Genomic DNA, 14,601 nt, shown 5'->3' with positions numbered 1-14,601 from the left:
GTTAGACGCATGCGACCTTGCTCTAGGTGTGTTTCGAGGGCAATATGAAATTTAGGAATTTTGTATGAACGACTACACAAATTTTATCGGACTCGGCGTTGCGGGCAATTTTGCCCTTCATCTTGAACAAGCAGGTGAGAGTGCCGACTTTAAAGAGGTTGTCACCGATGACCCGAATGGTCCCAAAGGGATGTTCCCTTTTTATATCCCTAATCGGAACGATTTTTTAGGGATTTATCCTCTGAGTCATGACACTATCATTCTCCCACAAAAAACATGCAATGTCCAAATTGAGCCGGAAGTAGCATTGATTTGTGATTTGAGCTACGATATGCTTGGCAATGTGATCGAAATAACCCCACAATTTTTTGGTGCCTATAATGATTGTTCACTCCGCATCGAGGGTGCTCCTAAAATCAGTCACAAAAAAAACTGGGGCGCATCATCAAAAGGGCTTTCCTCTACGTTGATACCGATTGATCGGTTCGGGCGTGGCGGTATTATGGATCGTTATCGAATCGCCTCATTTTTACGACGAGACGGCATGACCATGCGCTACGGTGAAGATGTTGAGTTAAGTGGCTACAGCTATTTTTACAGTAAACTGATTGAGTGGATGACCCATCAGATCAATACCCAAGGCTCTACCGGACCGCTTGAGCCGATCAGTGAATATCTACGAGAAGCAGGACTTCCGACGCAGGCGATTATCAGTATTGGAGCGACCCGTTATACCCATTTCGGTGAAACTAATTTTCTCCAAGAGGGGGATGAGATTGTTGTTGTGGTGTATGATAACAATCTATACTGTATGAATCCACTGATGATGATGGTCAATCGAGGAGATTTGAATCAAGAGGGTGTGAGTGCATTGGTTCAGAAGGTAGTACGTGGTTAAAGAGGGGATCTATCGCCACTACAAAGGGAATTTGTATGAGGTGATGGGAATCGCTCAACACTCTGAAACCGAGGAAGAGTTGGTAGTATACCGTGCTCTTTATGGAGAGTATGAATTATGGGTTCGACCGTTAGAAATGTTTGATGGTTTCACTGATGATGGAGAAAAACGATTTACCTATAATGGAGCATCTGATGGCGAAGGGTGAAAAAATTTCTTTGGAGTTTGGCTCTTCATGGGGTGATGGGTGGAGTATGGAAGAGGAAAAAACCTCGAAAGTCCTGACAATCCTCGAACCCTCCGCGCATCGTTTGGTATTTCAAAAAGAGAAGCGTAAAGGGAAAGTTGTCACTCTCGTAGGGGTGTTTAACCTAAGTGAAGAGGATGCTCAAAAACTCCTCTCAACCCTTAAAAAGTCACTCGCGTGCGGTGGTGCGTACAAAGAGGGTTGGATGGAGTTTCAGGGTGATATTGCTCCAAAAGTGCGTGAACAGCTCGAAAAAATGGAGTTTAGATTTAAGAAGTGATTTTTAGATTCATGCGCACCATAATATATAGGATAAAAATCCACTAACTCTTGATAAACTTGCTTAAATAAAATTTTCATTACTGCATAATTTACAATCATCAATCCTGTATAAAAAAGTAACTAATCTAATTGTGACGTTAAAATAAAACATAAAATACTACAGCTTAAGTGCATTTTTATATGAATAGAATATTATTATATTATATTATATTATAAGAGGTTCTTAAGATGAAAAAACGTTATCTAACTGGATTGTCGATAGTTGCAATGGTTGCTTTAGTGGGATGTGGCGGCGGAAGCGATAGCACATCAACAGGTGGAACACAATCAAACGTGTTAAACGGAAATATCGTCGATGGAAATGTCAGCGGGGTGAGTTTTGAGTGCAAATCATCTGCGGGAGCGGTAGATACCAATGGTACGAGTGATGCCAACGGAGCCTTTACCTATAAAGCGGGAGATAAGTGTACTTTTAAAATCGGAGATATGATAATAGGGACAGTATCACCAACCGGTGCTAATGCCATTATCACCCCAAAAGAGCTGATGGGAGCGAGTAACTATACCGATGCGAACGTCACCAACCTCGCAATATTACTTCAATCGCTTGACAGTGATGGAAACGCATCCAACGGAATCGATTTGACCTCGGCGGTTCCACAGTTCAGAGGAACTACCCCTCCTGTATTTGATTTTAAAACAGCGGATGAAAACACAACCGTTGCTTTTGCTAAAAATCTCTTCCCAAGCGCGAAAACAATTACGGCAGTGGACGCAAAAGCGCATATGCTCTCAACATTGAACGGTATGGGGATTAATACAGGTACAGTAGATAATAATACCTCAACGGGCGGAGGCAGTACACCAACACCAACGGTAAGCGGATTTACTCCAGCTACGGGTGCTGTGGGGACGAGCGTTACTATCAGTGGTACCAATTTGGGTAACTTTACACCTGCACCAGTGGTCAAATTCGGCACGACAGTTGCTACGGTCTCAAGTGCAACGGCAACATCAATTACAGTAACGGTTCCAACTGGATTGTCGGTAGGTAATTCGACTATCACCCTTGCTAATTTCAACGGTACAGGTGTGGTAACAGCAGGGTCGTTTAATGTGAGTACTTCGAGCGGGGGGGGAGCAGTAGCTAAAATCCCGACAGTTGATACATCTATATGTGATTCGAATGCTTCATTGGGGACATTAGGAACACGTTATGATCAATGTCATGCTAGTGCTGTCACTAATTTTGCAACAACCGTTACTGATTCTGGAAGAAATGCAACATGTACCATGAGCTATACTGATGGAACAATGATTGTTTCAGATGGTACTACAACTGTCAATGTTTATTTAAACGGCGATGTAGATGATCGCATTAAAACTGGAAGTGACCCTATGTATATCATGGCTTCTGAAGCTGGAACTGAAAGAAAATGGGCACAAATCAATGTTTGGGGAACTACCGGATATGTGACAATAACCGGAAATTTAAATAATAGCACTCAGTTTACTTGTTATGGATTAGCACAGTAACGAAGGTTGAATATTAAAACAAAGGATCACGATGAAATCAGCCCATTACGTATTGAGTGCACTACTTCTAACATCTTTAAGTAATGTAGCGTTTGCTGAAGACAGTTCGCGGGAAAAAGTGATACGCAACAATACCCTCGGGTACAGCTCACAAGAAAACGCTATTGCGCAAGATCGTCAAAATCGTTTGGACAATCAGAATTTTAATTCCAATCAATTCGGTTCGGCATTAGACTTTGTAAATCGGATGGAACAGCGTTCTCGTGCAGGATCGACGAAAGAAGGATTGTTTGAATGTATGTTTTGTACCAAAGACGAAGAGGATAACTACCGATCGTTCGAAAGCAAAGGTGACGATTTTGAAATGCAGCAAAAAATAGGCAATGATGAACCTATTGGCAATATGCCCAACTATGCCGAAAGAGCGTATTACACCATTGAGTATAATTTGCGTTATTCGCGAGAGCGAGAGAATAGTGATCATGATCGGATTTATCGTCTTGATCAACGACGGGGTCTTGAAATCGCCAAAGCCAGTTTTTTATTAGGTTTGCGTGAACCAGGGATATATAAACCTGATCCGAAACGGGCTCTAACAATACTCAATCGACTTCTCATAGAGGATGGAGAGCTCTATAATGCAGGTAAATATACTGATGCTCCACGTATTAGATTTCTACTAGGGATGATCTATCTAAACGGTGCCGGGGTGACGGCCGATCCTCAAAAAGCATTGGATTACTTCAAGCAAGCATCCGAGTGGAAAAATGCTATGATCGACGATTGTCATGGTAAAAACAAAAGGTTGGATTTTTGGGCAGATAAATATGTGATTTTTTCGTATTATGCCCAGATATATATGGCGCGAAATGGGATAGGGATGGAGAAATCGGAAGAGAAAGCAAGATTTCTTGCACAAGAAACACTGGGGCTGATTAATAATGGACTAAATGGCAGCTTACTAGAAGCAGAAGCAGACGCTCACGTTTATCTTGGTAAAGATGCAAAATTTATTATGTGGAATGATGTCGGTGATATAATGGAACAAGAAAACAAGCTTACGTACGGTCAGCTGTATGCGAGTTTGATTGTGCATCCTGAGACGGAATATTTCAAGCCTTATAAGCCATCTATTCCGAAACCTCCCGTCAAACTCACTCCTCATGAGCAAGCGGCTAATTTGGTTCAAAGCGGAATTGCAAAAAATGGTGCAAAAGATTATAAAGGAGCCATTGCTGACTTCACCAATGCGATAGTGTTAGATCCAAAATACGCCGAAGCATATCGACGAAGAGGCGGCTCACGAGGGTGGCTTGACGATAATCAAGGATGGCTAGATGATCTAAATAAAGCGATTAGCTTAGACCCTAAGGATGTCGTTTCCTATGCTAATAGGGCGGTAGCAAAAGAGTATTTAAAAGATTGGGCAGGGCGTGTTTCGGATTATGAAAAAGCGATTGCACTCGATCCGAATAATCAGGATTATAAGAATAAGTTGAATAGTGCGAAAAGTACCCTGCAATGGGATACTATGATGGCTGCAGAAGAAAAATCACATCCAAAGGCGTATGCACTCTATCAAAACGGCATGACAAAATTTAGAACCAAAGATTATCAAGGTGCTATAACAGATTATACTGGCGCGATCAAATTTGATCCGAAATTTGCAGAAGCGTATAAAGCTAGAGGAAATAGCAAAGGCTGGCTTGATGATAATCAAGGGTGGTTGGAGGATCTAAACAAGGCGATTAGTTTGGAGGCAAAAAATCCTGCTTATTATGCTGACCGTGCAGTAGCAAAAGAGTATTTAAAAGATTGGGCAGGGCGTGTTTCGGATTATGAAAAAGCGGTTCTCCTCGATCCGAATAATCAAGAGTACAAAAATAAGCTTAATACCGCAAAGAGCAGTCTTCGATGGGATATAGTTGTGGGTGTGGAAGAAAAATTAAATCTTCAGGCGTATACACTTTTCCAAAGCGGGATCAAGAAACATAATGCTAAAGATTATCAAGGCGCAATTGTTGATTTTACCAGCGCAATAGAAGCTGATCCTAAATTTTCACCTGCTTATAAGCGAAGAGGAATTTCAAAAGGGTGGTTGGATGATAATCAAGGTTGGTTGGCTGATATGGACATTGCGATCAGCTTGGAATCGAATATTGCATACTACTATTCGGACAGAGCTATCGTAAAGTCCTATTTAAAAGATTATGTAGGGAGTATCGCGGATTGGGAAAAAGCAGTTCAGCTAGATCCGAATGATCAGGGCTATAAAGACAAACTCAATGCAGCGAAGAGTGCCCAGCATTAAATAGAATGGAAATAATCATCATATAAGTTGGGAACATTTATGCTCCTTGGTCAATACATATTTTACAGAGGAGTTATAAAGATGAAACATTTAGTATTGGCTATGAGCCTACTAATGGCTACTGTTCCCACTTTTGCCGGAATCAAAGAGGCAAAAGCGGCGATGCAAAAGGAAGATTTTGCAACTGCAATTAAGGAGTGGACTGCACTCGCCAACAAGGGTAATGCCGAAGCGCAGTTCAATCTTGGTGTGATATATGGTGCTGGCTTAGGGACAGAGTCTAATATGGATAAGGCGATCGGTTGGTACAATAAAGCCGCTACTCAAAACCATCCTGAAGCGGCATATATTATGAGTATCGCATATGCTAAGGGGCAAGGGATCAAGGAGGATAAGACAGCCTCAATGCAATGGCTGAAAAAAGCGGCAGAATTGGGCTCTGCCCGTGCACAAAATTCTCTGGGTGATGATTATTTTGACGGTATCGATGTTGCCCAAAACCGCTCAACCGCATTTTATTTGTATAAAAAAGCGGCGGAACAGGGAAATGCCGATGCTCAGCGTAATATGGGTTACGTGTATAGTAATGGTCAAGGAGCTGAGCAAAATGACCAAGAAGCGATTAAATGGTACACTCTGGCAGCTAAGCAGGAACTGGTGATTGCGTACGGTGAATTGGGCGGTATTTATATGAAGCTCAAAGATTATAAGCAAGGGATGTATTGGCTCCAAAAAGGCTCTGAAAGCGGCGATAATAATGCTCAGCGACAATATGGTGTAGGCTATTTTTTGGGTGATGGCGTTCCAGAAAATAAAGCAGAAGGTTTTAAGTGGGTATTTCTCGCTGTAGAAACCGGGCATGATGAGAATGCCTACGATTTGGAAGCTAAATTGGTAAAGATGATGACTCCCGAACAGGTCGAAGAGGGGAAACGTCTCGCTATGAAATGGCTCAATGATCACGGGTATATCAAATGAAAACAGCACAATTAAATGAAAAAGTATCAAAAAAAGATATGAAACGTGTAGTGATACATTCAATGCTTGTCATGAGTCTGATCACTTTTTCCTCCTGCTCGACCATGACCTCTTATGAATACTCTCAAGAAGCGAACGCAAAGATTGCGCGAGGTGAATTATCAAGTGCCCTTGAAAGTTATGCCGGCGCCATTTCGAAAGCCCCGCCGGAGGATGTAGCGTATTACGTCAAAAAACGTGCTGCACTTCAAGAGCAGATCAATCCGAAAGAGGCACTTAAAGAGTATGACAGCCTTATCGCAAACACCAAAGCCCAGAGTGATAAAATGATCTATTTGATGCTGCGAGGAGAACTCAAAACACGTTTAAAAGATAATACCGGAGCTTTGAGTGATTTTACAATGGCGTTAGATATGAGCGAGAAAGTAACTCCCACGTACGATCAAAAATTGCAATATGCGAAGACACTCATCGCACGGGCAAAAGTTTATCAATCGTTAGATAAATCGATGGAAGAGATGGCTGATTATGCGGCGGCGGCTTTGCTGATAAAGCCCGATAATACCTCAGAGAATATTGGTAAACACGCTCGTGAGCGACTCGCCGATGCATTATCACGTTTTGATAGAAAAAATACTGAGAGTGAAAAAGCATTGCACCCTGAAGCCTATCAGGCATATGAAAATGGTGTCCATATGTTCAGAGAAAAAGATTATTTTGGTGCTATCGGAGTGCTAAGCGATGCAATCAAGGCAAATTCAAATTTTGCCCCTTATTATAATTATCATGCACTTTCCGCAATCAGCATCAAGGATTATAAACTGGGGCTGTCTGATGCGGATAAAGCTCTACAACTCTCTCCATATCGTTCAGATTATTTGTATACACGCAGTATTGCCAAAGATTGGTTGGGGGAGTATAACGGTGCATTAGAAGACATCAACAAATCAATCATGCTGAGTGTGATGAACTCTGATTATTCTACCTATCAAGAGCATCGAGAAAATGTATTAGAACGGATTGAAAAGCGTGATCATCCTGATGCCTATGCCTTGTATTTGAGCGGTATCCAAAAACAGACGGATAAAAACTATGCCGGAGCGATAGCCGATTACACGGCGGCGATCAAGCTAAATCCGAAATACCCTGACTACTATTGGCGTCGAGCTATCAGCGAGAGTTGGAATGAGGGGAATGGATATATTGATCGATGGATGAATGATTGTTCTACGGCTTATAATTTAGACAATAGAGCGCGCTATTGGATTACGCGTGCGGAAGGTGCCATAGCCAAGGCAAATAGCTATGAGTATCTTAGTTTAGATATGGCTTATACCTATGGAGATGCCCGTTATGCTTATAAAAATGCCGCAGAACTTGATCCTGCCAATGCTGAGGATCTGATGGCAAAAAGCCGTGATGCAGAATATCGATCTAAAGACACTGAAAACAGAGTCCGTTATCCATCGTACTACAATGCACAAAGCTCTGCAACCTCGGCACCGACTACGACTACATTTAATCTGTTGCGTGACAAAAGCCGATCATCGTTTTTACACGATTACATCGTGATTTTCGAATGTCCATCGACCAAAGATAAGCGTCGCTATGAAGTGAGCGCAAACGATCAGAGCGAAGCAGCCAACCTCGCCCGTGATGATATGCACAGAAGCCAGTGGTGCAGTTACAACGAATCGTTCGTGAGTGCACAGCAGGCTCAATAAGGAAATATGATGAAACCCCATCAATTAGTAACAATGCTCATGTTATCACAATCGGTAACATGGGGTTCTCCGACGGATCTTTATTCGAATAATTATTTGAAACGTGAGATTGAATACAATCGACAGAGTCAAGCTCGTCATGTTTTTAGTCAAGATTATGGCAAGATTATATCAGGTCAAATGAGTGACCCATTTGATGCGCTGAATAAGTCTTTGCAAGCAAAAGAAAATGTGAAAAGAGAGCAGATACCGCAAAAAAGTGTACTCGAACAGATCATGGAAAAAGCCAATGCAGGTGATGCTGGCTCTATGAGAGCACTGGCAGGAGGATATGCAACGGGTACCAAAGTCGAAAAAGATATGAATAAAGCGATGCAATGGTTTGCCAAAGCTGCCGATGCCGGGGATCCATTTTCACAATCATACTATGGCTGGAGCTTGATAAATGGGATGAACGTAGGCAAAGATCAAGCACGCGGTTTGAACTATCTAAATCGTGCTGTGTCGCAGGGACAATCGGATGCAATGGCGTATTTAGGTATCGCTAAATCATTGGGATTGGGTACACAAACCAACCAAACCGAAGCAGAAACTTTGTTTAAACGTTCTGCTGAAGCGGGTAGTCCTGTAGGGGCATTTGCGTATGCTGCTACATTGAAAAATAATAAAAATGACCTAATCGCATCAGCACACTGGATGGAAAAAGCGGCAGTTTCCGGTGACCCTCAAGGGATGGCAGCATGGGGTGAGTATTTGATGAATGGGATAGGGACACCTAAAAATCCGCAAAAAGGGTTACAGTTTGTAAAACAAGCGGTCTCTGCGGGCGATCCTACTGGATTAGAAACATTGGGTAATTTTTATTATCAAGGTTCTGGTGTCAATAAAAATATAGCAGAGGCTATACGACTTTGGGAACAAGCAGTACAAGCAGGGGGAGGTTCCCCTTATAACCTCTATGCAGAATACGGCAGTGGTGTGAATGTACCGAAAGATTTAGTAAAAGCTCGTCGCTATGCATTGCTTGGAGCACAGCAGGGCGATCCGGTCATGGAAGGGACTGTCGGCAGTATGTATTTGTTTGGTGAGGGGGGCGAGAAAGATAGCGCGCAAGCCTTTCACTGGCTGAGTTTGGGTGCCGCACATGGTGATTCACAGGCTCAATACAATCTTGCGAAAATGTATGCGTCTGGAGATGGGGTACAATCCGATATCAAAATTGCAGCTCAGTGGCTGCGCAAATCGGCAGAGCAAGGTCGTTCTTCAGCGCAAGGGCTATTGGGTGCATATTACTTGAACGGTTGGGGAGGTTTACCAAACGATCATGCTCAAGCAGCGCAATGGTTTCAAAAAGGTGCCGAAAATGGTGATACTGACGCTCAAGTGCAGATTGGCTTGATGTACTACACTGGTGACGGAATAGCAAAGAATTTTTCATTATCAGCAAGATTTTGGAAATCTGCGGCACAATCGGGAAATAATTTTGCTCAAAATGCTTGGGGGTATCTCAATCATAAAGGTGAAGGAGTACCTGTCAACTATACCGAAGCCATGCACTGGTATCGACTCGCTGCTGCGAAAAATAATCTAAATTCGATTAACGGTATTGCAGAACTCTATGAGGGAGGATTAGGGGTTACGAGAGATATGAATGAAGCGATACGTTGGTGGAAAGTGGCCGCTTCCCTCGGTAGTCCTGACGCGAAAAAGAGACTCGATGAACTACGTGTGCAGTATTAATTTCGTATGAAAAAACACTATCTTGCATTGCTTGTCTTATTGATATCGGCTTCTACATTATTTGCAGCTGACGTATTTGTACACAATGGTGATATATTCTATCGTGATGCTACACAAGTCCGTCAACTCACCACCGATGCGAATAATTCAGAAGCAATTCTATCGCATGATGGCAAGAAGGTAGCGTATGTGCATACGGTAGGAGAAGAGTCTGAAATCTGGATGGTTGATATTAATGGACATGCATCTCATTGTTTAGTCCGCAGTCATACAGACAACGGTCCGAAGAAAAATTTGACGAATATGAATACCTTGATGTTTAGTTATGACGACGGGGTAATTTATTTTTTGAGTGAGGCGTGGGCAACGTCGAATGCGGTATATAAGTATGATTTGCACACCCATAAACAAAGCTATATTACAGACGGAAACGATATACGCGTCCTATCGAAAGGCAAATACGCAGGCTATCTCGTGGTAAATAAACACGAATATGTACAAGGCGGCGGTTCGGTGGATCGTGATTGGCTGATGTCACCATCGGGTCGTAAGATCCGACGGTGGAACCATTAAAATTTAGGAGTGAACACTATGGTTAAAATTATATTCTCAGGGCTGATGATTCTTTTGGGATTGGGTGGGTGTGCGACACCTACCCTAGAGGAGCAATTTACTAAAGCAATCAGAAACGGAGATATTTCTAGTGTTGATAAAATGGTGAAAGAGGGAGTTAAAACTACACATCCATTTCCCCCTGAATACTATTTGGAACACGCAATATTTTTTGACAAAAAAGAGGTTCTTGAATTATTACTGAACTCAGGGTATGCTGCAGATTCAAAAGATACATCAGGGTTAACAGCGTTGCATAAAGCTTCACAGCTTGGAAAACTTGAAATGGTAAAATTATTACTTAGTCGAAATGCTAATCCAAATATCATGGACAATTGCGGACAGTTGCCGTTAGGATGGGCAGATATCGGGGCAACGTCTACCGATGACAAAGAAAAAAAATATTTTGGTATTTCGGGTAAAAAAGAGGACTATTTAGAGATATCAAAGCTCCTAAAAGCGAATGGTGCGTCGTACTCTGTAAAAGAAGCGTGCGGTGTTACTCCATTATTGAAAATGGCTCAGCAAACTAGTTGCAATCTTTATTATAATCAAATACTGAACTATTACCAATATGATATTAATGCCGTTGACTGTGGAGGAAATACAGCATACCATTATGCGACACTTACAGGTTTACAAAGTTTATTGGAATCAAAAGGGGCTAATCCGAATATCAAGAATAAGCAAGGTTATACTCCATCAGAGAATTGGAAAGCTTATTGGGATAATGTGCGAGCTACTGAAGAACTTTCTGCCAAACAGCGAGCTGAGTCACATCCTAAGCCAGTCGAAGAACATGCTAACTTTACATCATCTAAGATCAACTTATTACGAGATAAAAGTCGCTCATCGTTTTTACACGATTATATCGTGATATTTGAATGTTTATCGACTAAGGATAAACGTCGCTATGAAGTGACTGCTGATGATCAAAGTGAAGCGACCAATCTCGCTCGCGATGATATTCATAAAAGTCAATGGTGCGGCTACAATGAAACATTTGTGAGTGTTAATCAGGCAACGCAAATGCAAGAAGTTCAAAGTCGTGAACCTAGTTATTGGCAAATGAACGTTGATGCGGCTAAAAGGGATTTAGAAAATATGCAAAATGCGGATTCAAAACGTAGAAATGCTGAATATAAAAATAGCGAATTTCTTAGAAAATGACCAATTTGAAATTTACCCTCCTGCAATATCGTCAACACGTTGCAGGTAATCACCATTATCTTCATAATTGTCTCATTCGTTAATAGAGAATGTGATGACTATGAACAATATTATTATCGCTCTTATCGAAAAAAAGTATCACGTAGATTGGAACGATAAAGACTCTCTCCAAAAGCTCACTACAGTGGATTTATCCTATACGATAGTGGGTGATATTTCACCCCTTTCAGAGCTTACGCAGCTGAATGAACTCTATTTGGATGACACTCAAATCACCGATATTTCCACACTCTCAAAACTCACACAGCTCCATAGTCTCTCGTTAGAAGATAATTCTATTACTGATCTTTCAGCGCTCTCAGCACTTAAAGAGCTTCGAGTATTGAATCTCAAGGAAAACCATATTGCCGATATTTCGCCTTTATTCGATCTGACACAGCTTACTATGCTTTCATTAGGTCACAACCAAATCACTGATCTCTCCCCACTCTCCGCTCTTAGACAGCTCTCTCAACTCTATTTGTTTAACAATGAACTGTGTGATATTGCACCTTTATCAAACCTCATTAATCTCACAGAGTTGGAGCTGTATTGGAATCATATCACCGATATTGCCCCTCTCTCAGCACTTAAAAAGCTCACGACATTGGATTTAGAGGGAAATAGCATTACCCATATTCCAAAAGAAATGATGGATTTGTCTCTGGAGATAAAACTGTATGATGATGACAACGGGGGAATTATTATCGAGGATAACCCTATCCAATCTCCCCCTTTAGAGATTATTGCACAGGGTAAAGAGGCAATAAAACGCTACTTTTCAGAAGCAATTTAGATGAATCGACTAAAATTATTAAAAGTTATTTTACAGTGAGGAGAAAAAGTGAAAAAAAGTTTTAGTATTTGGTTGACACTTATGCTTTCTATCTCAGCATGGTGCGGTGATGTGAACCCTGCTGAGATCGTCGCTACCCATAATAGTGTTCGTGCAGAAGTTGGTGTCCCGTCCATCACCTATTCCGCAGAAGTTGCCGCCTCGGCGCAAAGTTGGGCAGATCATCTCAAATCGACTAATAATTGTAAAATGACCCATTCTAACGGTTCAAACGGTGAAAATCTCTTTTGGGCAGGTGGTTGGTCAAACGGTCCTGCTCAGGATATTCGTTCGGCTGATCCTGTGAGCGCATGGGCAAATGAAAAGAGAGATTACGATCATGGCAAAAACGAGTGTGCTGTGGGAAAAGTGTGTGGTCACTACACACAATTGGTGTGGAAAAACAGTACTCAAGTGGGATGTGGTATGGCAATGTGTCCCAACAACGATCAAGTATGGGTGTGTCAATATGCACCAGCAGGTAACTGGGTGGGGCAAAAGCCTTACTAAAAATAACCACAGAGGAGTATAACAATGTCACGTTTCTTTTCAAAAATAGTTCTGCTAATATCATTAGCAATAATACCGAGCATATACGCGGATGCTTCCATAGATGAATCTGTAACAAAAGCAGAGAAAAGCTATCCCGAAGCCTATCGTTTTGAGCAGAGCGGAGTTAAAAAATATAATGCTAAAGATTATGATGGGGCGATAGCTGACTTTACCCGTGCGATTGAATTGTGGCCTGAATTCGCGCAAGCTTATTATTTAAGAGCAAATTCAAAAAGTTGGATAAATTTTTATAAAGATAAAGATGAGAGAAGGGCTGATCTAGACATGGCGATCAAACTAAATCCTAATAACGCGGATTATTATGTTGCAAGAGGGAACCTTAGGGTGTGCATGACGGATTGGTTATTTAGAATAGATAATCGAGGGGCAATAGAGGACTATAACCGCGCGATCGAATTGAATCCAAAATATGATGAAGCATACAGACAACGTGCAGATGCTAGATACAACTTGGATGATTATAGAGAGCAATATGATGATTTAACTAAGGCGATTGATATAAATCCAAATGTAGCAGCCTATTATGCTGCGCGCTCAAAAAATATGTATAACTCATATAGTGTTAAGGATGCTGAAAAAGCAGTTGCACTCGAACCAAATAATCAGAGTTATCTTGAAAATCGGAACTATGTTCGTGCTAAGTACAGAGAAGATGCAGAAAGATACGACAAATATTTAGAACAGCAGAGAGCAAATGACTCTCAACCCAGCTTTTGGGATCGTAACGCAGAAACTTTGGGGAATAATTTGAAAGCGATGCAAGAGGGCGATGCTGCTCGAAGAAATGCAGATTATCGTCTTCAAAATAATTGTTCAGGTGCTAATTGTGTTAATCGATAGTAAAAAGGTCAGTATTTGCAACTGATTTTGATTGCTTGTGCCCTCTTTTACACAGTAACATGGGCAACATCGGAGTTTGATTTCGGACCTCGATTTGAGTCAAAAGATATACAGGTATTGACCCCGACACCTTGCACTCTAAAGGCTGAAACCGCTTTTGTGCTAAATACTGATGAAGTCATTAGAGCACACTGTGGCAAAGATGAACTCACTATCACCGGAATAGAGCGGAGAGATAAAAGTGCTGATGAGAAAACAACCACTCATGTACGAATTCAATTAATACGCGCACAACAGCAGACGCTATCGACAATGATCCGTGAACCCGAGTTTCCTGCCGATTTTGTCGATTGTGTGAGTATGTTGGATTTAAACGGAGATGGGAAGAGTGATTACATTATCGATCTTAGTTCTCACGGTAACGGTTTGGCAGCAAACATGGGAGGTGTTTTACTCTTGTTATCACAAAAAAACGGGTATCGATACGTGAGTATGGAACATCTCATCAATATGCCTAATCGTTTTCTCCGATTTAACGAGGCTAAAACGGTAGTTATGGTATTACAGCGATTATACCCATATCGTTTACACAACTATTTTGTTTTTGATCTCATACGGTTTCCACTTGATTCATCTCATGGGGCACGTTCTGCCAATGGGCTTGATAATCGATTCCCTTTTTGGGCACTCTATACTGACAAACAAGCTCACACGCAAACAAATCATCTAAGTCCGACTGCCAAACGCACATTGTGGCGTGATCCGATTTCACGGATACGCTTTGGTATATTTTAACAGATATGAAACTTTTATGAT

Annotated in this window: 14 protein-coding genes; all 14 read left to right on the top strand. The window is 41.5% G+C overall.

Going from position 1 to position 14,601, the window contains the following annotated elements:
* Positions 1-64: 64 nt before the first annotated feature.
* A complete protein-coding gene (locus PHC76_RS05975) occupies positions 65-898 on the top strand; it encodes a DUF5718 family protein (RefSeq protein WP_299972408.1) in 834 nt (277 codons plus the stop codon).
* A complete protein-coding gene (locus tag PHC76_RS05970; protein ID WP_299972410.1) occupies positions 891-1,106 on the top strand; it encodes a DUF1653 domain-containing protein in 216 nt (71 codons plus the stop codon). The genes PHC76_RS05975 and PHC76_RS05970 overlap by 8 nt, the downstream gene beginning before the upstream one ends.
* Positions 1,093-1,425 (top strand): translation initiation factor, encoded by a 333-nt coding sequence (locus PHC76_RS05965; RefSeq protein WP_299972412.1) that lies wholly within the window; start codon positions 1,093-1,095, stop codon positions 1,423-1,425. The genes PHC76_RS05970 and PHC76_RS05965 overlap by 14 nt, the downstream gene beginning before the upstream one ends.
* Before the next feature lie 230 nt (positions 1,426-1,655).
* Positions 1,656-2,963: an IPT/TIG domain-containing protein gene (locus PHC76_RS05960; protein WP_299972414.1), complete on the top strand. Its 1,308-nt coding sequence runs from the start codon at positions 1,656-1,658 to the stop codon at positions 2,961-2,963.
* A gap of 31 nt (positions 2,964-2,994) precedes the next feature.
* On the top strand, positions 2,995-5,274 hold the full coding sequence (locus tag PHC76_RS05955) for a hypothetical protein (protein WP_299972416.1): 2,280 nt from the start codon (positions 2,995-2,997) through the stop codon (positions 5,272-5,274).
* Positions 5,275-5,355: 81 nt separating this feature from the next.
* Entirely contained in the window at positions 5,356-6,252 is an 897-nt protein-coding gene (locus PHC76_RS05950; RefSeq protein ID WP_299972418.1) for a tetratricopeptide repeat protein, read from the top strand.
* The gene (locus PHC76_RS05945; protein ID WP_299972420.1) at positions 6,249-7,976 is read left to right on the top strand and encodes a hypothetical protein; all 1,728 of its coding nucleotides are present in this window, start codon (positions 6,249-6,251) and stop codon (positions 7,974-7,976) included. Before PHC76_RS05950 ends, PHC76_RS05945 begins: the two co-directional genes overlap by 4 nt.
* A gap of 9 nt (positions 7,977-7,985) precedes the next feature.
* Positions 7,986-9,716, top strand: a complete 1,731-nt coding sequence (locus PHC76_RS05940) for an SEL1-like repeat protein (protein WP_299972421.1) — start codon at positions 7,986-7,988, stop codon at positions 9,714-9,716.
* 6 nt (positions 9,717-9,722) lie between these two features.
* Complete coding sequence (locus PHC76_RS05935) at positions 9,723-10,289, top strand: DUF5050 domain-containing protein (RefSeq protein ID WP_299972422.1); 567 nt, start codon at positions 9,723-9,725, stop codon at positions 10,287-10,289.
* A gap of 18 nt (positions 10,290-10,307) precedes the next feature.
* Entirely contained in the window at positions 10,308-11,498 is a 1,191-nt protein-coding gene (locus PHC76_RS05930) for an ankyrin repeat domain-containing protein (protein ID WP_299972423.1), read from the top strand.
* A gap of 100 nt (positions 11,499-11,598) precedes the next feature.
* Entirely contained in the window at positions 11,599-12,333 is a 735-nt protein-coding gene (locus tag PHC76_RS05925) for a leucine-rich repeat domain-containing protein (RefSeq protein WP_300209858.1), read from the top strand.
* A gap of 48 nt (positions 12,334-12,381) precedes the next feature.
* The gene (locus PHC76_RS05920) at positions 12,382-12,882 is read left to right on the top strand and encodes a CAP domain-containing protein (protein ID WP_299972428.1); all 501 of its coding nucleotides are present in this window, start codon (positions 12,382-12,384) and stop codon (positions 12,880-12,882) included.
* Between the two features lie 24 nt (positions 12,883-12,906).
* Positions 12,907-13,785 carry a tetratricopeptide repeat protein gene (locus tag PHC76_RS05915; RefSeq protein ID WP_299972430.1) on the top strand — a complete coding sequence of 293 codons (879 nt, stop codon included), beginning with the start codon at positions 12,907-12,909 and terminating at the stop codon, positions 13,783-13,785.
* Positions 13,786-13,800: 15 nt separating this feature from the next.
* Complete coding sequence (locus PHC76_RS05910) at positions 13,801-14,580, top strand: hypothetical protein (protein WP_299972432.1); 780 nt, start codon at positions 13,801-13,803, stop codon at positions 14,578-14,580.
* Positions 14,581-14,601: the final 21 nt, after the last annotated feature.

The organism is Sulfuricurvum sp., from assembly GCF_028710345.1.
In the GTDB taxonomy this organism is placed as follows: Bacteria; Campylobacterota; Campylobacteria; order Campylobacterales; family Sulfurimonadaceae; genus Sulfuricurvum.
Note: the sequence above shows the minus strand (reverse complement) of the source record. Positions and strands in the feature narration are given on the sequence as shown.